The 22,933-nt window shown below is 44.9% G+C and carries 23 protein-coding genes; 12 read left to right on the top strand and 11 right to left on the bottom strand.

The genetic code is table 11. The features are described from left to right. Window positions 1-82: 82 nt before the first annotated feature. Complete coding sequence (locus tag AB4138_RS14720; protein ID WP_372170737.1) at window positions 83-388, bottom strand: DUF3861 domain-containing protein; 306 nt, start codon at window positions 386-388, stop codon at window positions 83-85. 34 nt (window positions 389-422) lie between these two features. After that, window positions 423-914, bottom strand: a complete 492-nt coding sequence (locus AB4138_RS14715) for a DUF2798 domain-containing protein (RefSeq protein WP_017081271.1) — start codon at window positions 912-914, stop codon at window positions 423-425. A gap of 97 nt (window positions 915-1,011) precedes the next feature. Here AB4138_RS14715 and AB4138_RS14710 point away from each other — a divergent pair, with 97 nt between their 5' ends. After that, window positions 1,012-1,437, top strand: a complete 426-nt coding sequence (locus tag AB4138_RS14710) for a MarR family winged helix-turn-helix transcriptional regulator (protein ID WP_017060573.1) — start codon at window positions 1,012-1,014, stop codon at window positions 1,435-1,437. A 111-nt stretch (window positions 1,438-1,548) separates the two neighbouring features. On the opposite strand, the gene AB4138_RS14705 is transcribed toward AB4138_RS14710, so the two are convergent. Further along, window positions 1,549-2,610 (bottom strand): MBL fold metallo-hydrolase, encoded by a 1,062-nt coding sequence (locus tag AB4138_RS14705; RefSeq protein ID WP_372306576.1) that lies wholly within the window; start codon window positions 2,608-2,610, stop codon window positions 1,549-1,551. 187 nt (window positions 2,611-2,797) lie between these two features. Then, on the bottom strand, window positions 2,798-4,582 hold the full coding sequence (locus AB4138_RS14700) for an SgrR family transcriptional regulator (protein WP_372306573.1): 1,785 nt from the start codon (window positions 4,580-4,582) through the stop codon (window positions 2,798-2,800). 602 nt (window positions 4,583-5,184) lie between these two features. Between AB4138_RS14700 and rimK the strand changes: the two genes are divergently transcribed. Both rimK and AB4138_RS14690 read left to right on the top strand, forming a co-directional pair. Next, window positions 5,185-6,090, top strand: a complete 906-nt coding sequence (gene rimK / locus AB4138_RS14695) for a 30S ribosomal protein S6--L-glutamate ligase (RefSeq protein ID WP_004740040.1) — start codon at window positions 5,185-5,187, stop codon at window positions 6,088-6,090. 32 nt (window positions 6,091-6,122) lie between these two features. After that, window positions 6,123-6,551: a RimK/LysX family protein gene (locus AB4138_RS14690; RefSeq protein ID WP_004740039.1), complete on the top strand. Its 429-nt coding sequence runs from the start codon at window positions 6,123-6,125 to the stop codon at window positions 6,549-6,551. 146 nt (window positions 6,552-6,697) lie between these two features. On the opposite strand, the gene AB4138_RS14685 is transcribed toward AB4138_RS14690, so the two are convergent. Then, window positions 6,698-7,486 carry an MBL fold metallo-hydrolase gene (locus AB4138_RS14685; RefSeq protein WP_104216066.1) on the bottom strand — a complete coding sequence of 263 codons (789 nt, stop codon included), beginning with the start codon at window positions 7,484-7,486 and terminating at the stop codon, window positions 6,698-6,700. 202 nt (window positions 7,487-7,688) lie between these two features. Here AB4138_RS14685 and AB4138_RS14680 point away from each other — a divergent pair, with 202 nt between their 5' ends. The 3 genes from AB4138_RS14680 to AB4138_RS14670 all read left to right on the top strand — a co-directional run bounded on the left by AB4138_RS14680 (window position 7,689) and on the right by AB4138_RS14670 (window position 10,120). Next, window positions 7,689-8,291, top strand: coding sequence for a 2OG-Fe(II) oxygenase (locus tag AB4138_RS14680; protein ID WP_017064899.1), 603 nt, complete (start codon window positions 7,689-7,691; stop codon window positions 8,289-8,291). Between the two features lie 211 nt (window positions 8,292-8,502). After that, entirely contained in the window at window positions 8,503-9,222 is a 720-nt protein-coding gene (locus tag AB4138_RS14675; RefSeq protein WP_372306570.1) for a glycerophosphodiester phosphodiesterase family protein, read from the top strand. Window positions 9,223-9,382: 160 nt separating this feature from the next. Next, complete coding sequence (locus AB4138_RS14670; RefSeq protein ID WP_372306567.1) at window positions 9,383-10,120, top strand: sulfite exporter TauE/SafE family protein; 738 nt, start codon at window positions 9,383-9,385, stop codon at window positions 10,118-10,120. Between the two features lie 105 nt (window positions 10,121-10,225). On the opposite strand, the gene AB4138_RS14665 is transcribed toward AB4138_RS14670, so the two are convergent. Beyond that, window positions 10,226-10,999 (bottom strand): murein L,D-transpeptidase family protein, encoded by a 774-nt coding sequence (locus AB4138_RS14665; protein WP_017064906.1) that lies wholly within the window; start codon window positions 10,997-10,999, stop codon window positions 10,226-10,228. Window positions 11,000-11,001: 2 nt separating this feature from the next. Next, on the bottom strand, window positions 11,002-11,484 hold the full coding sequence (locus AB4138_RS14660; protein WP_017064907.1) for a GNAT family N-acetyltransferase: 483 nt from the start codon (window positions 11,482-11,484) through the stop codon (window positions 11,002-11,004). 219 nt (window positions 11,485-11,703) lie between these two features. Here AB4138_RS14660 and AB4138_RS14655 point away from each other — a divergent pair, with 219 nt between their 5' ends. The 3 genes from AB4138_RS14655 (at window position 11,704) to grxB (ending at window position 13,987) form a co-directional block, all read left to right on the top strand. Beyond that, window positions 11,704-12,684: a Gfo/Idh/MocA family protein gene (locus AB4138_RS14655; protein WP_017060561.1), complete on the top strand. Its 981-nt coding sequence runs from the start codon at window positions 11,704-11,706 to the stop codon at window positions 12,682-12,684. A 164-nt stretch (window positions 12,685-12,848) separates the two neighbouring features. Then, a complete protein-coding gene (locus AB4138_RS14650; protein WP_004733064.1) occupies window positions 12,849-13,007 on the top strand; it encodes a hypothetical protein in 159 nt (52 codons plus the stop codon). A 347-nt stretch (window positions 13,008-13,354) separates the two neighbouring features. Beyond that, complete coding sequence (grxB, locus tag AB4138_RS14645; RefSeq protein WP_372306564.1) at window positions 13,355-13,987, top strand: glutaredoxin 2; 633 nt, start codon at window positions 13,355-13,357, stop codon at window positions 13,985-13,987. A gap of 159 nt (window positions 13,988-14,146) precedes the next feature. Here the strand turns inward: grxB and AB4138_RS14640 are convergent, their stop codons facing one another. After that, on the bottom strand, window positions 14,147-14,980 hold the full coding sequence (locus AB4138_RS14640; protein ID WP_017060559.1) for a pyruvate, water dikinase regulatory protein: 834 nt from the start codon (window positions 14,978-14,980) through the stop codon (window positions 14,147-14,149). A 178-nt stretch (window positions 14,981-15,158) separates the two neighbouring features. Between AB4138_RS14640 and ppsA the strand changes: the two genes are divergently transcribed. Beyond that, a complete protein-coding gene (gene ppsA, locus AB4138_RS14635; RefSeq protein ID WP_372306561.1) occupies window positions 15,159-17,531 on the top strand; it encodes a phosphoenolpyruvate synthase in 2,373 nt (790 codons plus the stop codon). Between the two features lie 87 nt (window positions 17,532-17,618). Here ppsA and AB4138_RS14630 read toward each other — a convergent pair whose 3' ends face one another. Together AB4138_RS14630 and AB4138_RS14625 are read right to left on the bottom strand one after the other, a co-directional pair. After that, a complete protein-coding gene (locus AB4138_RS14630) occupies window positions 17,619-18,410 on the bottom strand; it encodes a hypothetical protein (protein ID WP_017064910.1) in 792 nt (263 codons plus the stop codon). 66 nt (window positions 18,411-18,476) lie between these two features. Further along, window positions 18,477-19,832 (bottom strand): serine hydrolase, encoded by a 1,356-nt coding sequence (locus AB4138_RS14625; protein WP_102394183.1) that lies wholly within the window; start codon window positions 19,830-19,832, stop codon window positions 18,477-18,479. Between the two features lie 92 nt (window positions 19,833-19,924). Here AB4138_RS14625 and AB4138_RS14620 point away from each other — a divergent pair, with 92 nt between their 5' ends. Next, entirely contained in the window at window positions 19,925-20,899 is a 975-nt protein-coding gene (locus AB4138_RS14620; protein WP_372138129.1) for a helix-turn-helix domain-containing protein, read from the top strand. A 262-nt stretch (window positions 20,900-21,161) separates the two neighbouring features. After that, entirely contained in the window at window positions 21,162-22,496 is a 1,335-nt protein-coding gene (locus AB4138_RS14615) for an MATE family efflux transporter (RefSeq protein ID WP_136981875.1), read from the top strand. Window positions 22,497-22,604: 108 nt separating this feature from the next. Here AB4138_RS14615 and AB4138_RS14610 read toward each other — a convergent pair whose 3' ends face one another. Continuing rightward, window positions 22,605-22,823, bottom strand: a complete 219-nt coding sequence (locus AB4138_RS14610) for a phosphonate metabolism protein (RefSeq protein WP_136981876.1) — start codon at window positions 22,821-22,823, stop codon at window positions 22,605-22,607. Between the last annotated feature and the right edge of the window lie 110 nt (window positions 22,824-22,933).

Raw genomic sequence — 22,933 nt, 5'->3', positions numbered from 1 at the left:
CACATTTCAGGACGGGACATTAAATGTAAAAAAGCCAGTAATTTGATTACTGACTTTTTGATGTATTACTGATGTTCAGGCTTTACTGCCCTTTCAACGTCTTCTTCAAATTCTGCATGAAGTTTCTGAAGTGAGGCATGAAATCAACAAACAGAGGGTGTTTTCTATCTTGCATCATCAATGGGCCTAACAAGCGAATGCTCACTCCTAGTCGCGCTGCTGATTGCTCGTCTAAGCCGCTGTCATGTTTGATCTTCTCAACAATCGCGAACATATCTTCTCTGTCTTCAATTTCAAACTGCATGATTTGAAGTTCACGATCTTCTTTGATGTTCACTTCTTCGATAGTGATACGGTAGTTATTGTGTTTGCCTGTGAATGCTTTCATGTGGACCTCCTAAAATGCTTAAAAAGTGTTTTGGTTAGCTCTTCATGAATCGTTCGAGCTTAGGTTTAACCGTCATCGACATCACGACCATGATCGCAAGGCCAATGGGAAGTGCAGCAATAAATCCATTAAACCATCCACTGGTAAACGCCGATGTATCCGAAAATCCAATGTTATTTGCCGCTGTTACAAATGCCATCATGGACTCCATTATGAATGCCATGATCAGTCCTACGATCAGGTTGCGAACTTTCTCGCTATAAGTTGTGAACACTCTAGCAACGGCTTTGGTGACTAAAGCCATCATCACCGTGCCCATTGGCATCATGATCACGACAACAAGGGCTAACGAAGAAAGCCAGTTGCCAATAAATTCCTCGCCGAATCCGACATTCATGTAAGTCATCACAGCCGTTAAACTGCCGCCAATCGTCAGCATTAAGCTCATCATGACCAAAACTTTGTATAAAACCGGTGTGCCTTTTTGCTCAGGAAGAGTTGGCGTTAGAGTTGCTTGAATCGTCATATCTATTTCCTGTCTTGAATTTACGAACAATTAAGTTGATAATGTCAACTATAAATACAGTGGTTGATAATGTCAACTATATTTCTAAGGACCGTTTATGTCTGATAACACATCGCTAGAATCAATCTTTCGTCTAGTGCACTCTTTGAAACGTCAAATGAGCGAACAGATTGAGAGCTTAGACTCAGAGATCGCACCTATGAACATTCGTGTCATGAAGATCATTACTAAGAAGTCTCCATGTACCGCTATCGATATCGCACACTTCCTAGATCGTGATAAAGCACAGGTCACTCGGCTCATTAATGCCTTGATCAATCAGGAACTTGTGAAGAAGTCTCCGAACCCGGAAGACAAGCGCAGCCAGTTATTGGTTCTGACTGATAAGGGTCAAGAGATCATGAGTAAGGTCTCGGATATCGATCGAGACATGCTGAAGAGAATGACCAAAGGCATGGCCGAAGACGAGTTAGAACAATTCAGAAAAATTGCGAAGAAAATGGCGCAGAACTTAGAAAGCTGATCTTAAAAATAAAACGAAAAAACGCCACCGAATCGTAAGATCGGTGGCGTTTCGTGTATAAGTTGGGTTGTACAGCTTAGTGGTTTAGCTATGTCTATTTGGATGACAGCTCTAATTCGATGCTAGTTTCCACCATGCCAGAACAGGTACAGGCTCTGAGATCACCAAACGTTCACCCATCACCGGGCTTACCATTTGTACATCTCGCTCTTTGCTAATCGCCAGTGCTTGTTCCATTGGGTCTTGCCAATCATGCATAGAAAGGTCGAAGGTACTGTTGTGGATTGGCATCATCACCTTACCTTGCAGATCAATGTGTGCCTGAACACTCTGTTCTGGGAACATATGAATATCCGCCCAAAGTGAGTTATACGCACCCGTTTCAACCATGGTTAAATCAAACGGCCCAAAACGGTCGCCAATCTCTTTAAAGCCATTGAAGTAACCAGAATCACCGCTAAAGAAGACTTTCTTGTCTGAAGCGTTAATAACCCAACTGCCCCACAGTGTTTGGTCACGATCAAGCAAGCCACGACCAGAGAAATGCTGTGTCGGTGTCAACGTGAACTCAATGTCTGAGGCCGTTGCCGATTCCCACCAGTTCAATTCGATGATCTTCTCTTTATCCACGCCCCACTTTTCCAACAGTGCGCCCACTCTTAATGGCACTAAGAACGTCCCTACTTTGTCGGCTAATACCTTCACGGCACCTTTGTCTAAATGGTCGTAGTGATCATGGCTGATCACTACCACATCGATGTCAGGTAGATCTTGCAGTGAGATTGGGGTTGGGTGAAAGCGCTTTGGCCCCATCCATTGCACTGGTGATGCTCGATCACTGAACACAGGGTCAGTCATCACTAGCTTGCCATCTAGCTTCATCATCACACTTGAGTGACCTAAGCGGTACGCAACGTCTTCTGTCTCTTCGATCAATTGCTCGGCTGTCATCGGAATCAAAGGCAATGCAGCACGTGGCACTGGCTCATTTCTTTCCACGGTTACATACGCTTTCAAGATTGAAAAAATATCAGACATGCCCGATTTGTACTCTAACTCACTGTTAGCAAACTTCTTTGGAAGCTTATCTAGATTGTCATTTGATTGTGAACCTGTGCTTACGATAGCGACCACGGCAAGTACTCCTAAAATCGGTAATAGATATTTTTTCATTGGTATCTCTTCAACCGTTGGGAAAGACCCAACTCAAAAACTACACTGACTAGTTTACATACCAAAACCAAAAAGTAAACCACAGAGTGTAATTTTTAATTTATCTAGACGTAAGCGTGTCAAAGTCGATTTTGGAAAAACCGACTTTGAAAACGAGCTAACTTAGTTATTTAGTTAGTAAGAAAGGTTAATCAGCAGACCATACATTCTTGAAGTCTGGCCATCCCCAGTTTGTGATGGCCACGTTTTTCAGAATCCCTTGGAAACGAACGGTCTGTAAGTGGTGGAACATAGGCACTAACCAATAATCTGAGATCAGAGTAGACGCGATGGGTTCTAGCTCTGCCAAGTAATTAGGCAGTTCCACGGATGCTTTATGACTATCCAAGCGCTGCTTGAGCCAATCGCTGTTCATCTCTCCCAAAGCAGAGTGCAATACAGGGTCATTCATCAACCACGAGAACAGCGAAGATGGCGCATTATCATCGAGATTCAGGTTACACAATACCAAATCTTCTTTTAAATCGCCCCGCTGAGAAAGCAGCGCCAACTCTCGAAAGCTATAGGTGTTCACTTCAACTTCCACTCCATGTCGTTTAAGGATGTCCGACACGGAAATGGCACACCGATAAAGGGCATAGTAGTTATATACCGCAATGCTCAATTTCTTAGGCAACTCACTCTCTCTGGAAGGCGTTCGATACAGCTTCTGCCAACTTGGCAATATGTTCTGAGCCAAAGAGACACTGAATAATCCTTGGTTTTGCTCCAGTTGCGCCAAAATAGCCTGAGGGTTTGCAAGGGCTGATAGGTACTTACGTTGCTCGTCGCTTAACGGATTCACTGCTGAGTTTTGATTGAACAGAACAAACAAACAACCATCTTCGATTCGACTACGAAGCCCGTCAGTTTCAGCCGAGACTAGCTCAGTGTCGCTTTTCCCTAATTGGTGAAAACAGGCGGAGTCTTCATAAGGTGACACCTGCATCTGGCTATCATCGAATCGAGCACTACCTGTCATCGACTCTTCAAACTGCCAAATAGTCACTTCATCGGTTAAAGAGCGACACCCGTAAAAGTGTTCGAATGCCGAGAGCTTGATGCGCTCACTATTGGTTTCAACCACTCTGAAAGGGCCAGTACCGATCACAGCATGAGACATTGAGCTCAATGGTAATGGTTCACGCATCACTTGCTCGGCGGGTTGAATCGAATACTTAACACCAGCAAGCAACCCCGCAAAACCTGTGTCCGCTTGGGTTAATTTAAAACTGATCCTTAATGGCTGCTCACTGTAGATGGAAGCGACATGATCTAACTCAGCTTGATAGAAAGGCAGAGCTTGTAGAGCAGTAAACAAAGCAACCAGCTGCTTGGCATCTACTGGCTGACCATCATGAAAAGTCAGACCGGGGCGCAGATAGAAAGTCCAAACCAGTTGCTCTGTGTCATATTCCCAATGGTGAGCTAATTCAGGCTTTAACTCACCTTTACCATTACACGTCACTAGGCAGCTAAAAACCTGTCTTATCAAAAATCGTTCGCTACTGCGGTGTATATGGTGCGGAAACAAATCCTCAAACTTACGCTTATAGGTTAATTGAACGTGCAGCAGCCCTTCACGCATGGTCGCGCCGGAAGTTTCTTGCAGTAAAGAACCAAACACAGCGCGGTCATTATCCAATATGGAAAGTGCTTTTTCGTACTTGCCCTGCTCTATCAGTTTACTTGCAACATGCTGCGCCAACTCTGAATTGCTAAAACGCAGTGTTAAGTTAGAGCGTTGATTCCTGCCAACTTTTGGCTCCCACACCACCCATTCAGCTTGATGCATCTTACCAAGTAAAGTTCGAGCGTGACGCAAGCTTGTAAACAGCATATCCGCTACTTCGGCTAGGGTGACTGAATGAGAAATGTTTGGCTCGAACGATTCTAGCCGCGTGTAGTAACGCATCATGTTTAGATCAGACAAATAGTGAACCTTTTAAAGATAGCTCTTCCTAATTAAGCTCATTATAAAACACATTCATCAAAAAGTAGTGTAATGCGACCAAAACAGGAACAACCAATAAAAATACCATCTGTTTTTTAGTTCCTCTTAATTATCCATAATGAACGGGTCAGCAACAAACCATAGGTTGTAAATAAAGCCTAACCAGAGAGAGTAATGACCATGAGAAAATACTATCTTAACAAGCTAAAAAGCACCTGCAGTAAGCTCGAAAGAGAAGCACTACGAACACTTTTAGATCTATGTAACTGGCGTTATTAGTACACTTTTTAGCACCGAGTAAACGCGAGTTGGGTACAACCTAATATGCTCCTACCCCCAATATGAGTTAGGTCTCAACTCGCTTTTCCATTCCAATTCCCCTCTCAAGCCTGCTGTACCAATAGCTCACACAATCGATAAATTTCCGTTGTCGACTCGACAAATTTAATTCGTTTTCTTAGTTGAACGAAAAGCCTTAAGGTTCGCCCCGAAGCAAGCAAGGAGCCTCAGAAAAAACTGAAAGCTCAGCTAACAACTAATTTATTTGCAGTTACCAATCAGGTATTAACTAAGGAAACGCCATGCGTATCGCAATTCTTTCTCGCAACGAAAATCTATACTCTACCGCTCGTCTAAAGCAGGCTGGAGAAGCACGTGGTCATCAGGTCGATGTTATCGACACGTTGCACTGTGATATAGATATCGCGAGTAACAATCCGAAGATTCGCTACATGGGTGAAGAGCTACCTCAATACGATGCTGTTATTCCACGTATTGGCGCTTCCATTACCTTTTACGGAACTGCGGTTGTTCGCCAATTTGAAATGATGGGCACTTTTTGTATCAATGAGTCAGTAGCAATCAGTCGCTCTCGCGACAAACTGCGCTCACTACAACTGTTGTCTCGTAAAGGTATTGGCTTACCAAAAACAGGTTTCGCTAGCCGCCCAGACAAGATTCAAGACCTGATCAAAAACGTAGGCGGCGCGCCACTTGTGATCAAGCTTCTTGAAGGCACTCAAGGTATCGGCGTTGTACTAGCAGAAACAAACAAAGCAGCAGAAAGCGTTATCGAAGCGTTCATGGGCCTAAAAGCGAACATCTTGGTTCAAGAGTTCATTGAAGAAGCAAATGGCGCAGACATCCGTTGTTTTGTTGTTGGCAACAAAGTAATTGCTGCAATGAAGCGTCAAGCTGGTGAAGGTGAATTCCGCTCTAACCTGCACCGTGGCGGCACTGCTCAGCTGGTTAAACTAACCAAAGAAGAGCGCGCAACAGCAATCAATGCAGCGAAAATCATGGGATTAAACCTATGTGGTGTAGATATCCTACAATCTAAGAACGGCCCAGTGGTAATGGAAGTAAACTCTTCTCCAGGCCTAGAAGGCATCGAGAAAGCAACGGGTAAAGATGTAGCAGACATGATTTTCGAATTCATCGAGAAGAATGCAAAACCAAACGCTAACCGTACTCGTGGCAAGGGCTGATTGAATACCGATAACTCATGATTGGAAAGAAAATGAACAATAAAATGATCATAGGGAATACCGAAGCACTTTGCTTACCAGAGTTAGGGATAACTGGACTACATACACGTGTTGATACAGGGGCTAAAACCTCTTCTCTACACGTAGACAATCTACTATGTGTTAAATCAAATGGTGAGAAATTCGTAGAGTTCGACCTTCACCCAGACGTTTATCACCTAGAAGAGACGGTGCGCTGCAAGGCGAAACTGAAAACAAGTAAGAAAATTAAATCATCTAACGGCGAAGTTGAACACCGTTGCGTGATTGAAACCATGCTAAGAATCGGTGGCCAACAATGGCCGATCGATATCACGCTAAGCAACCGTCAAGACATGACTTACATGATGTTGCTTGGACGTCAAGGCATGAGTGACAAAGTGATTGTTGACCCTGCGGGTGAATTCCTGCTGACTCACTAATCCGAGTCATCGTAACCGCTCCACAGGTTATAACTAAAGCTACTCACAACGATATAAGGCCAGTCTCATGACTGGCCTTATTGCTATCTATTTTTCTATTTCTACTTTCAGCTCTGAATACACGACTTTGCATTCAGACTTCTGATCTATTTCTTCGATTTACCATGAGATTGAAAACCAAATCGCCCAATCGATAAAAGTAATTTCTTGGTTTTGATTTTCGTCACTCGCCAATGTGTAACAGGCCTTCTTGGGGCACTCATCAGCAGGTGTTCAAAAGCCTTCTGACTGAAATCGACTTGCCCACCATGCGCCACCAGCAAGGTATCGAGCTGCATGTCATAAATGCGCGATACAGACGCTCGATACTTATTAGGGTGAAAGATAGGAAACGGCGGAATCAGCTTCTTCTTAACCTCGACCATTAAATCGGCAACATAAGCCACGCTGTGTGATGGGCAATAGACCGAGAGATCACGGTCGGTATGGCCCGGTGTTTCAAGAACCAACCAATCATCAAACCCTGGAATACTATCCCCATCAGACAGCTTGTAGTCCGGCTTTAACTTTCTTGAATACCATAGGTTTGCTTTAGGCTTGCCTAAGCGGTTCGCCATCCACCTAGCAAGCGCTAAGTCGGTCAGGTGCATCAAAATGCCATCGATGCCGTGATACCAATCTTTGTCTCGGTTTGCTGCCACCAAGTTACAGCTCGTGAGCTTTCTGAGCTTGTGCGCTGCCCCTGCATGGTCAGGATGCATGTGTGTCACCACAACCGTGTGGAGATCAGAAAAATCACGCATAAGTTCGGTTTCAATAAAAGCCTTCAAATGCGGAATATCGGCTCGACATGCGCCATCGAGCAACAGTAATTTGTCCGGATACTCCACCAAGTACATGTCTTGGATGTAACCTTTAATGGTATGCAGCTGCAAACCCACTCCTTGTGATAATTCAACTGGTCAGACCTACACCATAGCAAACTCACATTTATTTGTAACAAATTTGTTAACTATAAAATCACATCAAAGTACCATGCTCTTCCGCTCTTTTATCGTGACGACAAAATACGTGATTTGTTGACCTAAGTTATTAGGACTATATATGCGCCTCTAATTTATTGTCTGAGTGCTATACATGAACCAACTAATCGATGCTCTTTCTACCCAAGGCTACTTTGTTTGGGATGACTTCTTAACTCATGAAGAAGTGGTGGCATTGAGGGATTGCATTCCAGAGAACTGGAAAAAGGCTAGGATTGGCCGTAACGATGAAGTAACGCGAGAGTCGACCATTCGTAGTGACAAGATTCAATGGGTGCGCCGCGATATGGGTCAGCCAGCATCTCTGTTCCTAGACAAAATGGAACAAATTCGTTTAGCGGCAAACCAAGCGTTCTTTTTGGGTCTGTTCGAGTACGAAGCGCACTTTGCTAAATACGAAAAAGGCGACTTCTACCAGAAGCACTTAGACTGTTTCAAGGGCAATGAAAACCGCCGCCTGACCACTGTGTTCTATATGAATGATGAGTGGACAGAAGAAGACGCTGGTGAACTTGTGGTTTACGACCTAAAAGACAACCACATCACGACCATTCCACCAAAGTCAGGCCGCTTATTTGTGTTCTTATCTGAACAGTTCCCACACGAGGTACTGCCGACAAACACAGAGCGATTCAGTATTGCAGGTTGGTTCCGTATTAACGGCGTGAAAGACAACCAACTCGATATCGCACACTAAAGCGAGGTTCGGGTCAAAGCCTCATCTCATCCAAAGCCTCTCCACTCGAGAGGCTTTTCCTCTTAGTACTGCTAGGAAAGTACTAAGAGGAAAATATCACTTTTATGAGCCGAATCCTGTGTAGAGACTCTTGCCCAGCAATTACTCTGGCGTATTCGGGAAAACTGATATTTAATAAATATTTACGATGCGCATTCAAGAAGGATTAATTATGTCGTCTATCATCGTAGGTCATCGGGGTGTTGCAGGTACTCACCCAGAAAATACCAAAGCAAGCATTGAACAAGCGGCTAAACTCGGCTTGAAATGGATTGAAGTTGATATTCAGCCCACTCAGGATGACCAACTGGTCGTTTGTCACGATCACACGCTTGATCGCTGCAGCGATGGCAAGGGTCGAGTTGATGAACACACCCTTGCTGAGCTGCGTCAGCTCGATTTTGGCAGTTGGAAGTCTGAGCAGTTCGCTGGTGAAAGAATATTGACGTTGGAAGAGTTGCTCGCGCTTGCTGAACAGCATGATCTCAGCGTGAACTTAGAGATCAAAGTCGACAGTCGACATCAAGCGCCTCATGTCGTTGATTTGCTGCATACCGAGTTGATTCGTTCAAATCTAGACACCGACAGAGTGCTGCTTTCAAGTTTCAGCCATCAAGTCGTTTCTGAAATGGCTCGTCACCTGCCGAGATACCGCGTAGGTCTGATCACCGAGCAACTGACTCAAGCCGACTTGATGTTGATTGACGAGGTCAAAGCGTTCAGCTGTCACATGAACTACGAGCATGTGAATCAGAGCGATCTTGATACACTCAGTGAAGCAAACATCCAAACATGGTGCTACACAGTAAACGATCCGTCTCACTTCAAATTCATCTCAAAAGTAGATGCCGTATTCACTGATTTTCCGAATCAATTTACCTCTATAAATTGACCAAACAAATACCGCAAAAACAACCCCGAGAGACTTTAAAATTAACTCTCGGGAAACCTTAAAATTAGGTAGCAAACACAAGTGAGTAGGAGTACATTCCGCTACTCACTTGGTTTCATTAGCTCGCTCTATACAGACAGCTTCATTGGTTACTTAATTTATGGATCTCATTTTTAGTCCAACCTTCCCAATTTTGGGTGCAATCTTCATTTTCGCCGCTATTGTTCGTGGCTTCTCAGGTTTCGGTTTCACCTTAGTGGCATTGCCATTAAGTGCGTTATTCGAGCCTGTTATCGAACTGGTTCCCGTCTTCATGTTGATCGATCTCCTAGGCAATGTTCAATTACTGCCTAAGGTTAAACATCACGTAAATTGGCGCTGGGTTTTAAAGGTATTTATCCCTTGTTTTGCCTTCACACCAGTCGGCTTACTTCTGCTTAAATCCGTTAGCCAAGACACGATCATCTTGATCATCAGTGCCTTCATTTTTGCGTCTGCACTTATGATCTACAAAGGTTTCCAGTACAAAAGCGAACCTAGATTTACTCCCTATATTCTAGGAAGCCTTGCGGGTGTAATGAACGGCGCGGCTTCGATGTCAGGGCCTCCAATTGGCACTCATGCATTAGCAAGCCCAGTCGCTCCGCACATTGCCAGAGCAGGCCTGATAGCCTTCTTTGTATTGGCTGATTCCACTGCGTTTGTTTCGGCATCTATCGCTGGGTTAGTCGACCGCGATGTAGTTTGGCTGACTCTCGCGCTTCTACCAAGCAGCATGCTTGGCGGTTATGTGGGTTCTAAACTGTTCGAGAGATTTGGTGGAGCGAAGTTCAAGCCAGTCACCATTGCATTGCTGATTGTGATTGCAATATTCAGTGCAGGTCGAGTCATACTGTAACTGGCTTTAGCGGTTAAGTTTGGACGTTGCTTTTACGAATTGGTTTCGCGAATTGATTGCGCTAATTGACTGCGGAAAGTGATTAAGAAAACTGGGTACCAATGACTACCATTCGATATGGATAGGGGTACCCATTTTTACAAGTTGGAGAAACTCATCCATATCTTGATTGGTTAACGCGATACAGCCATCCGTCCAATCAAAACTTTGAATAAAGCTCGGCGAACGACGCTCGCCGTTTTTGATGCCATGGATTTTGATGTTTCCTCCAGGATCTACATCATTTTGCTCTGCCCATTGCATATCCGAAGGTTGCGGATAGTTAATATGTACTGAGCGATAAAAGTCCGACTCTTCCATCACATAATCGAGCTGGTATTCCCCTTCCGGCGTTCGGTTGTCCCCTTCAAAGCGTTTATGCCCTTTCGGTTGTTTGCCTAGCGCAATACGAAACTCCTGAATCACCTCTTCACCTTTTAGCAGATACATCCTACGTTTCGATTTATCGACTTTAACTAACGTAACCACTTGCGACAGCGAATCTATCTCAGATGCGCTATCCGGTACGTTGTAAAACTGTCGAGAGGAACTTTGAGGTGGACGTTTCGATGACCCTTGAGAAAACTGAGCTACCTTTTCATCAGGGCTACTGTTAAGAACATCATCCACAATAATCACATGCTCGGAGTTTGAGCTCGTGGAAGAGGTTGAGTTAGATGAAGACGTTGAGACACGTTGAGAATGAGCCGGTGCAGACTCGAATACGATGGTTTCGATAGCGGTCGCGTCAGAGACTATTTTCTCGACCACGACTTGCTCAGCATTCGCGTTCGAAGCCACAAACAGTAAACACAGTGATAAAGGCAGAAACAGACGCACCTTTAGATCTCCTCAAAACGCATGGACATGGTTCGTGACTGAGTTTCCATTCCTAACGACTCATAGAAACCCTGAGCTTGTTGGTTAAACTCCATTACCTCCAACCTAAGTTCTATCGCTCCTCTCGCCTGCGCCCATTGATTAAAAGACTTCATTAACGCTCGACCAGCACCTTTGCTCTGAACCTGATCGTTCACCACAATCGTATTGACCCTTGCCACCTTGTGCGGCTGAATAAAACTGACGCCTTTGTTCTGCGTTACCTTACCCGCTAAAAAGCCAACGACTTGCTTGTCGTCTACTGCAACCAAGAAAGCGCCAAGTGGGTCAAGCATCAAACCTAACCAATACTCTTCACTGTCGGCCAAGCCTTGTGACGCTGGTGCAAATACCATAGGCGCACCAAGATGATGTTGACGGTTTATCTGCTCAGAGAGCGCTAAGATCGCGTTAATATCAGTTACCTTGGCCGTCCGGATTTGCATATCATCACCTTGTTTGAATTCAATAACACCTTAGCAAAAATGGCTTAGTTGTGCACCGTTACACTGGTCAACTCAGACGCTCTGTGAAGGCTGAACATTAATATTAGGCACTATGTTTAGGGAAATTGTTCCGTAAATCTCAGGCACATTGCCAGCCGTTGAGTGCTACTATCTCTGCAGAATCAATATACTAACGACGACTAACGACTGGATACCTATATGATTAAGTTTGCTGTAATTGGAACCAATTGGATTACACAAAAGTTTGTTCAAGCTGCGCACGAATCTCAATCGATGCAACTTGCTGCGGTTTACTCTCGAAATCTAGACAGCGCGGCACAGTTCGCCCAAGAATTTGACGTTGAAACCACGTATGACTCACTCGACGCATTGGCCAATGACAACACTGTAGAAGCCGTGTACATCGCTTCCCCTAACTCACTGCATTGCGAGCAATCTATCTTCATGATGGAACACGGCAAGCATGTTATCTGTGAAAAGCCGGTTGCATCAAATATTGATGAAGCAACACGCATGTTCGAAGTCGCTGAGAAAAACGGTGTGGTGCTGTTTGAGGCGTATAAATCTCAATTCCTACCGAACTTTAAGCAAGTTCAACTTGGGTTAGAAAAGATTGGCAAGGTACATAAAGCACACATCAACTACTGCCAGTATTCATCGCGCTACCAAAAATACCTAAACGGCGAGAACCCAAATACCTTCAACCCAGCTTTTTCTAACGGCTCATTGGTCGATATTGGCTTTTACTGTGTTGCCGCGACAGTCGCGCTATTTGGCAAACCTGAAAACGCACAGGCTTCTGCAAAGCTACTTGATTCAGGTGTCGATGCTCATGGCTGTGCGATCTTCCAATACCCTGAGTTTGATGTGACCCTTGCGCACTCCAAAGTCAGCGACTCTTATGCGCCAAGCGAGATCCAAGGTGAATTAGGGGCGATCATCATCGATCACATCGCTGAATGTACTGACGTTAAGATCCGCTACCGCGATGGCACGGTAGAAAACCTTACTCAAGCACAAAGCGAAAACTCCATGAGTTACGAAGCGCAGGCCTTTGCTAGCTGCATTGCTGGCGACAACGCAACACAAGCGCAGGCCCAACTGCGCGCTTTAACGGTTGCGAAGTTAATTACAGAGATGCGCCAACAAGTTGGTGTAGTGTATCCAGCGGATAAATAACGTCACAGCGTAAGTTAACAAACTGATTTTTAATACATAATTATTTATACATAACTGAATTTAATCTTTACGACAAATAACCGGATTAGTTGATTGAGGTCCCATCTGTTTAAATCCGCGTTCGATATCTATCGTATTTATTTAATTTATTGAAGGTGTGTAAAGTGTTTTCAGTTGATGATCGCGTTGTAGCAACAAAAGGTGTTGAACTAGGTGAAATGGTAGTAACTGGCCTAAGTGCTGGTGGCGGCTACGTTCACGTTACAACGGTAGAAGGCGCAATGACGCTTACTTACCCAGCGCAAGATCTTAAAAAAGCATAGTTTAACCACTCTGCCCTTTTAGTAGTCACTCTACTAAAGGTAACAAAATTGAGGCTTTGGCTGACTTCACTCTTCTGCATTAGAGTAAGCAGCCAGAGCCTTTTTTATGCCTGTAATTTACCCACTAGCTTTCTCATTCGCTTACTCGTTACAATAAAACCGCACTCAACTAACAATAGAATTAGGCAACGAGTTTCTACACTAAGTGCTTATTCCCATCGTTCTCTTGATATCCCCGAGCACTTAATCGCAGTGAATAGTTCTTGTTAACAAAGGCTTATTGTCTGCGAAAGTTTCTGGTATATTAGCATCATCTTATACTAAGAAAGACCCGAATGAGGGAAGCTATGAAGCTTTACATTTACGGCCACTGCCCTTTCTGTGCAAGAGTCTCCTACATTGCTCAATCGCTAGGCTTGAACATTGAGCTTGTTTCTGTCGATTATGATGATGCCCAAACCCTTATCGATCTGATCGGTAAAAAGATGGTACCCGTCTTACAAAAAGACGATGGCTCTATCATGGCAGAGAGCCTAGATATCATCGCGTGCTTCATGGACTTGAAATCAAGCGATGAGCAGCGTGTGCCATCTGAGCAAGTGACTGTGTTCCAAACTCGCGCATTCCCTCTTACTCAACAGATTGGACGCCCACGTTGGTGGAACCTCGACTTGGCTGAATATCGCTCTGCTGGAGCCAAAGAAGCTTGGCGTGCCAGTAAAGAGACCGAAGGTTTTAACTTTGAAGAACTGTTAGAAAAGACGCCTCAGTTCGTTCAACTGATTAACCCATTACTGAAAGATGCCGAACTCTTACTGGATCTAGAGAATGGTGAGTCATCACTGCCTCTAGTCGATCAAGCGGTGTATTTCTCGATGCTTCGTGGCTTTTGCGTAGAACCAAGCATCACATGGCCACCAGCACTTGAACGCTGGTTAGAAAAGAAAAGTGAAACGCTAAAGCTGTCTTTACTTCGCTAGAAAGCTATCTCGATTAAGAAAGCAAGCTCTGATTAAGAAAACAAGCTCTGACTCGCAAGCGACTACAACGAGCACAAACAAAAAATCGAAGCTCTCAGGTGTAAACTGCGAGCTTCGATTTTCTTTTATCTGGCCATTCTATTTCTCTAAGGCTTTGTCTTACAGCAGACGCCTTCTCAAACCTGTTCGCTCCAAGATTCGTGTCGAAATTTCTTCAACCGATAGTGAAGAGGTGTTGATGTAAGGTATCGCTTCTCGACGGAACATCGCCTCTACCGTTTGCAATTCATACAAACATTGTGAGTCACTGGCGTATTCGCTGCCTGCTAAGCGGTTCTCACGAATTTCAGTGAGCCTTTCTGCATCAATGGTCAAACCAAACAGCTTATGTCGGTAAATCTCAAACTCTGGCAACAGCTTTAAGCGTGCCAAGTCATCGTGGATAAATGGGTAGTTTGCTACGCGTAAGCCAAACTGCATCGCCATATACAAACTTGTTGGTGTTTTGCCACTTCGAGAAACACCCAACAAGATGATGTCGGCTTCTTCCAGCCCTTTTAGCGTGATGCCATCATCATGCGCGAGCGTGTACTCAATCGCAGCAATACGGTCGAAATACTTCACCGAGTCCTTGTTTACACTGCGTGAGCGCTGCAACTTAGGAACAGGCGCCATCTGAATGTCATCCTGTACTTTCTGCACGATGCTCTCTAACACGTCATAACAGTGCGCGGGTGCTTCTAGCAATTTGGTTTTGATATCAGGTATCACAATCGAAAAGAACACTAGCGGTTCTAATCCGGTATCACGATACGAAATTTCAATCTCTTTTAATAAATCAGAAAGTTTGTCCTCACTTTCCACAAACGGAAAGGTTTTTTCATTGGCTTTAAAAGGGAATTGACCTAGAACAACATGCCCTAAAGTCTCACATGTTATGGCCGTTCCATCAGAAACATAGAATACATCACGACTTTGGATATCAATTTGCATTTTTTATTTAATGTTTAAAATTATTTTGAGTAGGATGGTAACCATAATATAGATAATAAAACCCTGCTGACTATTACGTCCCCCACAGCTTTAGAAAATAATTTACATTTTTTTAAACTGACACGTAATCGTTTGCCTTTAAATCCCTACAATGCTTGCGATGTTTCTGGAGAAATAAATGCAAAATAATACCCTATGGTTCAATGGCCTATCCATGGAAGATGTCGACAAAGTCGGCGGTAAGAACGCCTCACTGGGCGAGATGGTTTCTAACCTGTCCAATGCTGGTGTTTCTGTACCTAATGGTTTTGCTACCACTTCTTATGCGTTTAACGACTTTCTTGACTACAAAGGTCTTGATGAGCGCATCCACCAACTACTTGATGAACTTGATGTTGAAGACGTTGACGCACTGCGTAAGACAGGTGCAACGATTCGACAATGGGTTCTAGACGCACCCTTCCCAGAATCACTAGAGCAAGACATCCGTGATAACTACCGCGAGCTAATCGAAGACAACGAAGAATTGTCTGTAGCTGTGCGTTCATCTGCAACCGCAGAAGACCTTCCAGATGCTTCATTCGCAGGCCAGCAAGAAACCTTCCTTAACGTGAAAGGCATCGACGCGGTACTCGAAGCAACCAAGCACGTTTACGCGTCACTGTTTAACGACCGCGCTATCTCTTACCGTGTACACCAAGGCTTTGACCACCGTGGCATTTCATTGTCTGCGGGTATCCAGCGCATGGTTCGCTCAGACAAAGCCTCTTCAGGTGTGATGTTCACGCTTGATACTGAGTCTGGCTTCGACCAAGTGGTATTCATCACCTCTTCTTGGGGCTTGGGTGAAATGGTTGTACAGGGCGCAGTGAACCCAGACGAGTTCTACGTTCACAAGCCAATGTTAGAAGCGGGTCACTACCCAATCGTTAAAAAGACGTTTGGTTCTAAGTTGATCAAGATGATCTACTCGACCAATCAAGAAATCGGCAAGCAAGTCGATATCATCGACACCGACACTCAAGAGCGTAACGAGTTCTCACTCAACGATGAAGAGATCAAAGAGCTAGCAAAACAAGCGATGATCATCGAGAAGCACTACCAACGTCCAATGGACATTGAGTGGGCGAAAGATGGCATCGACGGCAAGCTTTACATCGTTCAGGCTCGCCCAGAAACCGTATGTTCTCAAAGCGATCAAAACGTTATCGAGCGTTACGAGCTAAACAATAAGGCGGATGTCTTGGTTGAAGGCCGCGCTATCGGTCAGCGTATCGGCTCTGGCCCTGTTCGCTTGGTTGATTCTCTAGACCAAATGTCACTGGTTCAAGAAGGCGACGTGCTGGTAACTGACATGACAGACCCAGACTGGGAACCTGTGATGAAGAAAGCGTCTGCGATTGTGACTAACCGTGGTGGCCGTACTTGTCACGCTGCGATCATTGCTCGCGAGCTTGGTATCCCAGCAATCGTTGGTTGTGGCAGCGCAACAAGCAGCCTAAACGATGGCGATACCGTGACAGTGTCATGTTCAGAAGGCGAAACAGGCTACGTTTACAACGGCGAACTCGATTTTGAAATCAAACGTTCTGAGGTTGATGAGCTACCAATGCTACCAACCAAAGTAATGATGAACGTGGGTAACCCAGATCGTGCCTTCGACTTTGCACAAATCCCGAACGAAGGTGTTGGCCTTGCTCGTCTAGAATTCATCATCAACAAGATGATCGGTATTCACCCTAAAGCGCTGCTTAACTTCGATGCACAAACGGATGAGCTAAAAGCGGAAATCAACGAACGTATTCGTGGCTACAAAGATCCTATCGATTTCTACGTAAGCAAATTAACAGAAGGCATCGCGACTATCGCTTCTGCATTCTGGCCTAAGCGTGTGATCGTACGTATGTCTGACTTTAAGTCGAACGAGTACAGCAACCTAGTCGGCGGTAAAACGTTTGAACCGCATGAAGAGAACCCAATGCTGGGCTTCCGTGGTGCATCTCGTTACATCTCACCAGTATTCGAAGACTGTTTCGAGCTAGAAACTCAAGCGATCAAACGTGTTCGTAACGAGATGGGTCTTAAGAACATTGAAATCATGATTCCATTCGTTCGCACGCCAAGCGAAGCAGCATCGGTTATCGACATTCTGGCTAAGTTCGACCTACGCCGTGGCGACCAAGGTCTGAAAGTCATCATGATGTGTGAGCTACCATCGAACGCAATTTTGGCTGATGAGTTCTTGAAGTACTTCGATGGCTTCTCTATCGGTTCAAACGACATGACACAGCTGACGCTTGGCCTAGACCGAGATTCAGGTGACGTGGCACACCTATTCGATGAGCGTAACCCAGCCGTGAAAGCAATGCTGAAAATGGCGATCGATGCAGCAACCAAAGCGGGTAAATACGTGGGCATTTGTGGCCAAGGCCCATCTGACCATGACGACCTAGCAGAGTGGTTAATGGAGCAAGGCATCAGCTCTGTTTCACTAAACCCGGATACGGTTATCGATACGTGGTTGAAGCTAGGTAACGTTGCTAATAAATAAGTAACGTTTTACGCAGTACCTAAACGACAAAAGCCAGTCACATTGACTGGCTTTTTTAGGTTCTTTGCAAATTAGCTGGCTAGAGCGCTAGAAGTAGTATCTCACACCAACCCAAGCTTCGGTTTGCCAACCATTCGGCATTGACACACCTTTCACATCAACATCCGCTTTGGTAATGTCATAGCGCGTATTCAACCACCAAGTTCTTGCAGTGTTCATCGGCACATTTAACGATGTTTTAAATGAGAAGTTTTGCATGTCGATATCATCACCAGAAAGATCTTGCCACTCAGGAACCAAAGACACATAAGCGCCAGAGTCACCGAGATGCTTCGCGGTAATCAAACCAAGCGAGTATCCCGTTAAATCATCTTTAGATGAAGTGACGCCAGGGATCTCCATACTACCAGTCATCAGTCCTGCTCTTGGAAATACCAGGAATCCACCGGTATAAGCTGGATTAATCGCAACAACACCGCCAACCGACAATAAGTCATTTTTAATACTGTTGCGCGTATTAATATAATCTAATGAAAGACCCACTTTAGGCGTAGCTTTCGTCCCTGTTTCAAAGACGTGGAAGTACTGAATTCTAGAGTTGCTGTACTCTGTACCGAATTTGTCTGGATCGCGAAGCGCTGTGTTGCTTTCATCGACAAACGTCCCTTCGGCCAGTAGGGCAAACTGCTGACCGTTTTCTAAACCGCCAGAAACTTGCCCTTGAAATTGGATATCTGAACTACCATTCAGCATCAATGCAGCTTGAGTATAAACTTTAGTGACATCAGCAGGATCGATAACACGTTCGGAATCTGAATCGGCATGTGCAGGAAGGGCTAGACCTAAACTCAACGGGATTAATAGAGCAAACTTTTTCATTATATCTCTCGAAAGTCGTTTGCTTCCTCCTTGAAGCCTGGAACATCCTGTTAGGTAATAAATAGATTACTTGTCAGCAAGTAGTTTTGCTGCCGAACGCATTAGTGCAGGGCCTTTATTCTCACCAAAACCTGAGTGGTATGGGTTGGTTGAGAACATCACACCCACAAAGTCACGTGCAGGATCGATGTAAATAAATTGGCCTAGGTTGCCACTTTTCGACATTGCACCGTCATTGAAAATGAAATCAAATTGGTATGCGTTGTAGTCTGCTTTTTCGTTGTATGCGTGCAGTGAACTGCTCTCTTTGCTAGTACCTACGAATGCTTTTGGATCACCGCCGTTGCGGATACGATCAATCACAGCTTGTGACACCACTGGCTCATCAGCCACCGCTTTCCAGCTAGGTGTAAATAGTGTTCCCCAGCGAGCCATGTCTTCTACCGTTGATGAAACCAAGCCAACCGCGATCGCCATGCCATCTGGCGTCAAGTTGAATTGCATTGGTTGACGTGCGTGCACTTTTGACCAAACACGATCTTCGAATACTTGAGTCCAAGTTTTGTTTTCAACGTTTTCAACTAACTTAGTCAGCACCATGGTGTTGATAGATGCATAACGGAAGTGGTCACCGGCTTTTTCACCTGCGAGCTTTTGCGCGCCCTTAGCCACGTCCATCCAAGTTTCCATCTCACCCGTTTTTGCTCTTGGTGAGTTAAACGATGCCGCAAAGAAACGCACCACATCAGAGTCTGGGTTCAAGATAGACTCTAATGTCTCTTCATTGTCTAGCGCGGTCGACATGTTCAGAACTTGGTGTACTGTGATGCCATCCCAGTTCGTTCCTTTCAATTCAGAAACATACTCAGCGATCTCTTTTTCAGGGTCGACTTTGCCCTCTTCCACTAACATTGCGATCACTGTGCCAACCGTCGTTTTTGCTGTAGATGCCCAAACGTGCGTATCTGTCGGCTTCATACCTGGGTAAGCTTCGTAAACGATCTCCCCTTTGTGAATCAACATAAAGCCTTGGGTACGGAACTGTTCATCCGCCAAGTACTCATCCATTGTCAACTGACCTTTGCTTTCAGTATCAACTTTCAGTGCAGCGAGTCGTGGGTCGATATTTTTGACTAAAGGCTTGTACTCTTCGTTTGGAGCCGCCAGTGCCGTTGGTAGAAACTCACTCATGTGCATGTTGTAGTAAACGCTGTGGTCGCCGCCCATCTGCCAATGAAAGTTATTGAATAACTCACGAGCTGAGTCAGTAAAACTTGGGGTAAATGCTGTGCTCGCCTCTTTCACGGTCAAGGTAACTTGAGCACCTTCAACTTTCAGAGCTTCTTCAACTGGGTTTGCTGCAAGAGCAAATGATGATGGGGTCGCTAACGATACTAGAACGGCAATGTGTTTAAGTTTCATAATTGTTCTCCTGTTTGGGTTAGGAAAAGTATAGGGAGATGCGCTACACTTAATTAGGTCACTTGATGACATTTAATGGTAGGCACAAAACAATGAAAGCATCATCGAACACCACCAGCATACTGCTCACTTCGACCAGTAACATTGCTCCATATATTCAGTATTGTGACAAACATAGACTGGATTGGCGCACCGTCGCCGTTGCGTGCGGTCTACCCATTGAACTGACACAATCCAATCAATGGCTTCCTACACAAGACGTGATTCGCTTCATTCATGGCCTTGAGCGTAAGTTTGGCTATTCGATAGGGATTGAGGTTGGACGTAAGGCCTCTCTAGAGCAATTGTCATCTGAGCTAGACCGAAAAATTGAACAATGCACTTCTCTCGAGCAAGCGGTACGCTGCTTGATTACTGAAATATCGACCTTAAGTAATCACGTCACCATATGGACGGAAAAAAGCGATGGATTGTGGTGGCTGTGTCATCGAAGTTGCTATCACCCATCGACCTCAGGTTTTGAACAAGCAGAATGGTTTCGCGCCCTGACCGTGATTAGCCTATGCCGTAAGTTCATTGACAGTCGCTGGCAACCATCACACGCCAAGTTGGTCTCTAAGAACAACAGCGCACGTAAATTACCTAAGCATTTCTTTGATTCTGATATTCAGTTTGAAGAGCAATACGGTGCGTTCTCGATTCCGCTGCCCGATGATTATCGTGCCATTTCAGAACGAAATAGTACCCAAGATTGGCATCACGCTGTCGAGATATTAATAGACACCTATGCGACTCTACCTTGGTTCAATATTGAGTGGTTTGCGACCATGCTCGGCATGACAAAACGAACGCTGCAGAGAAACCTGAAGAGCAAAAACATTCTCTTTAAACAAGCCAAAGAACAAGTTCGGGAAGCTAAAGCAAAACAGCTACTTGAAGAGACCAACCTTTCTGTTCAAGACATCAGTTGGCAAGTGGGTTACAGCGACTTGAGTAATTTCAATCGTGCATTCAAAGGTTGGGTTGGAGTCACGCCACCAAGTTATCGGGATAAAGCGAAACATTAGAAATAGTCGAATGGAAAACCTTTAGACCCAATCCGCTAATATAAAACTCAGAAACAAGATACGACACCTTAAATTTCAATAAGCGAACGCATAAAGTTGCATTGCACAATGCTCACATACCGATGAAACTGTGCAAAGGTAATATCGATAGATTTAATGACATTTATTGGTATCGAGCTAACGTTACGTTATCCTTTACGCAATTCTTCATTGAGTGGATTGTCACTACGACAAACCTACCTTCAAGACTGATAAGAGTGTTATGAATTCTACGACCGCAACTCCCTCGCCTTCTCTTGGCCGACAACTCTATACAATGACATGGCCAATGCTGTTTGGGGTGCTCTCCCTGATGAGCTTCCAACTTGTAGACAGTGCTTTTATTGGCCAGTTAGGCGTACTGCCGCTCGCGGTTCAAGGCTTCACGCTACCAATTCAGATGATCATTATCGGGATTCAAGTCGGACTAGGCATCGCGACAACGGCTGTGATCGCGAGAGCTATTGGGGCTAACGAGATACGCTATGCCAAACAGCTCGGCGGATTAGTCGTTGTGATGGGCAGTGTGAGTGTCGCGCTGTTCTCGGTCATCATCTATCTGTTGCGTGGTCCTATTTTACAACTCCTCGATGCACCACCGACGGTACTGCCGATCATTGATTATTACTGGATCTATTGGCTGGTAAGCTCTTGGACAGGCGCACTGCTCTACTTTTTCTACAGTGTGTGTCGTGCCAATGGTAATACCATGCTGCCCGGTTCGATGATGATCGCGACCAGCATCATCAACTTGATATTGGACCCGATTTTCATATTCACGCTCGACATGGGCATCAACGGAGCCGCGATTGCGACCATCTTGGCGTTCGGTGTGGGTATCTTTATCGTTGCTCCTAAGGTAACTAAGAAGCATTGGATGACATTCGACTGGCACGATCTTGATATCGGCAAGAGTATTCGTTCTATAGGAAACATCATGGGGCCTGCGATGATCAGTCAGCTACTGCCACCAGTCTCTTCGATGCTCGCCACCAAACTGCTTGCAGGCTACGGCACAGCAGCCGTTGCAGCTTGGGCGCTAGGTTCACGTTTTGAGTTCTTTTCGATTGTTGCAGTGCTTGCTCTGACTATGTCGATGCCACCTATGATTGGCCGAATGTTGGGAGAAAAGAACCTAGGGAACATACGTAGTCTTGTGAAGATTGCCGTGATGTTTGTATTAGGATTCCAATTGGTGATCGCACTGGTAACTTGGGTGTTCTCTGGCGGGTTGGCAAATCTCATGACCAGCGAAGACGAAGTCTCGACCATTTTGAACTACCACTTACTTATCGTTCCTATCAGTTTAGGGCCGTTGGGTATCTGCATGCTGATGGTTTCTATCTCGAATGCGCTTGGTAAGTCTTATACTGCCTTAACGATATCAGCACTGCGCCTGTTCGCCTTCTTCTTGCCTTGCTTGTGGATTGGTTCGCAGCTTGCTGGTATTGAAGGCCTGTTCTGGGGTGCCATGGTGGGTAATGTGCTTGCCGGTACATGTGCTTGGTTTATGTACCAACGCGCACTTGGGCAAGTCGAGGCTAAGCTTTCTAATTAATCAGTTAGCGAACTAAACGGCTTGCCAGCTAAACCGCTATAAAGTTATTAAACGAAAAAGCAGCCACTTAGGCTGCTTTTTTAGTTTCAGACTTAAAATATATTGGGGTTAGACTTGCTCAAAGTAAGCCAAAAACTCACCGCAATCTTTTTGGAATGGTGGCAATATTTCTGCTAGTGTTTCATCATCCCAATGCCACCATTCAAAGCTTTCTAATCGCCCGGCATAGCTAGGACGCAGTTGCCAAACGCAATCGAGTATGGCGGTACGCCTTAAGCAGCGGTTACCAACGAAAACAATCAAGCAGTTCAGGCCCTGCATCAACATAAATGAGTTAATCATTCCATTGTATCAAAGTACTTCACCAGCCTAAAACTGCAGTACTTCAGTTTCATTCGGGACCATTTTAAAAGGAAGTTATACCAATTAAAGTAAAA

Source organism: Vibrio sp. 10N.286.52.C3 (genome assembly GCF_041468865.1).
GTDB classification, from domain to species: domain Bacteria; phylum Pseudomonadota; class Gammaproteobacteria; order Enterobacterales; family Vibrionaceae; genus Vibrio; species Vibrio crassostreae_C.
Note: the sequence above shows the minus strand (reverse complement) of the source record. Positions and strands in the feature narration are given on the sequence as shown.

What these genes read in the sequence shown, in the direction of transcription:
- AB4138_RS14720 (WP_372170737.1), bottom strand. Translation starts at nt 388, where the DNA reads ATGAAAGCATTCACAGGCAAACACAATAACTACCGTATCACTATCGAA.
- AB4138_RS14715 (WP_017081271.1), bottom strand. Translation starts at nt 914, where the DNA reads ATGACGATTCAAGCAACTCTAACGCCAACTCTTCCTGAGCAAAAAGGC.
- AB4138_RS14710 (WP_017060573.1), top strand. Translation starts at nt 1,012, where the DNA reads ATGTCTGATAACACATCGCTAGAATCAATCTTTCGTCTAGTGCACTCT.
- AB4138_RS14705 (WP_372306576.1), bottom strand. Translation starts at nt 2,610, where the DNA reads ATGAAAAAATATCTATTACCGATTTTAGGAGTACTTGCCGTGGTCGCT.
- rimK (WP_004740040.1), top strand. Translation starts at nt 5,185, where the DNA reads ATGCGTATCGCAATTCTTTCTCGCAACGAAAATCTATACTCTACCGCT.
- AB4138_RS14690 (WP_004740039.1), top strand. Translation starts at nt 6,123, where the DNA reads ATGAACAATAAAATGATCATAGGGAATACCGAAGCACTTTGCTTACCA.
- AB4138_RS14680 (WP_017064899.1), top strand. Translation starts at nt 7,689, where the DNA reads ATGAACCAACTAATCGATGCTCTTTCTACCCAAGGCTACTTTGTTTGG.
- AB4138_RS14675 (WP_372306570.1), top strand. Translation starts at nt 8,503, where the DNA reads ATGTCGTCTATCATCGTAGGTCATCGGGGTGTTGCAGGTACTCACCCA.
- AB4138_RS14670 (WP_372306567.1), top strand. Translation starts at nt 9,383, where the DNA reads ATGGATCTCATTTTTAGTCCAACCTTCCCAATTTTGGGTGCAATCTTC.
- AB4138_RS14660 (WP_017064907.1), bottom strand. Translation starts at nt 11,484, where the DNA reads ATGCAAATCCGGACGGCCAAGGTAACTGATATTAACGCGATCTTAGCG.
- AB4138_RS14655 (WP_017060561.1), top strand. Translation starts at nt 11,704, where the DNA reads ATGATTAAGTTTGCTGTAATTGGAACCAATTGGATTACACAAAAGTTT.
- grxB (WP_372306564.1), top strand. Translation starts at nt 13,355, where the DNA reads ATGAAGCTTTACATTTACGGCCACTGCCCTTTCTGTGCAAGAGTCTCC.
- AB4138_RS14640 (WP_017060559.1), bottom strand. Translation starts at nt 14,980, where the DNA reads ATGCAAATTGATATCCAAAGTCGTGATGTATTCTATGTTTCTGATGGA.
- ppsA (WP_372306561.1), top strand. Translation starts at nt 15,159, where the DNA reads ATGCAAAATAATACCCTATGGTTCAATGGCCTATCCATGGAAGATGTC.
- AB4138_RS14630 (WP_017064910.1), bottom strand. Translation starts at nt 18,410, where the DNA reads ATGAAAAAGTTTGCTCTATTAATCCCGTTGAGTTTAGGTCTAGCCCTT.
- AB4138_RS14625 (WP_102394183.1), bottom strand. Translation starts at nt 19,832, where the DNA reads ATGAAACTTAAACACATTGCCGTTCTAGTATCGTTAGCGACCCCATCA.
- AB4138_RS14620 (WP_372138129.1), top strand. Translation starts at nt 19,925, where the DNA reads ATGAAAGCATCATCGAACACCACCAGCATACTGCTCACTTCGACCAGT.
- AB4138_RS14615 (WP_136981875.1), top strand. Translation starts at nt 21,162, where the DNA reads ATGAATTCTACGACCGCAACTCCCTCGCCTTCTCTTGGCCGACAACTC.
- AB4138_RS14610 (WP_136981876.1), bottom strand. Translation starts at nt 22,823, where the DNA reads ATGTTGATGCAGGGCCTGAACTGCTTGATTGTTTTCGTTGGTAACCGC.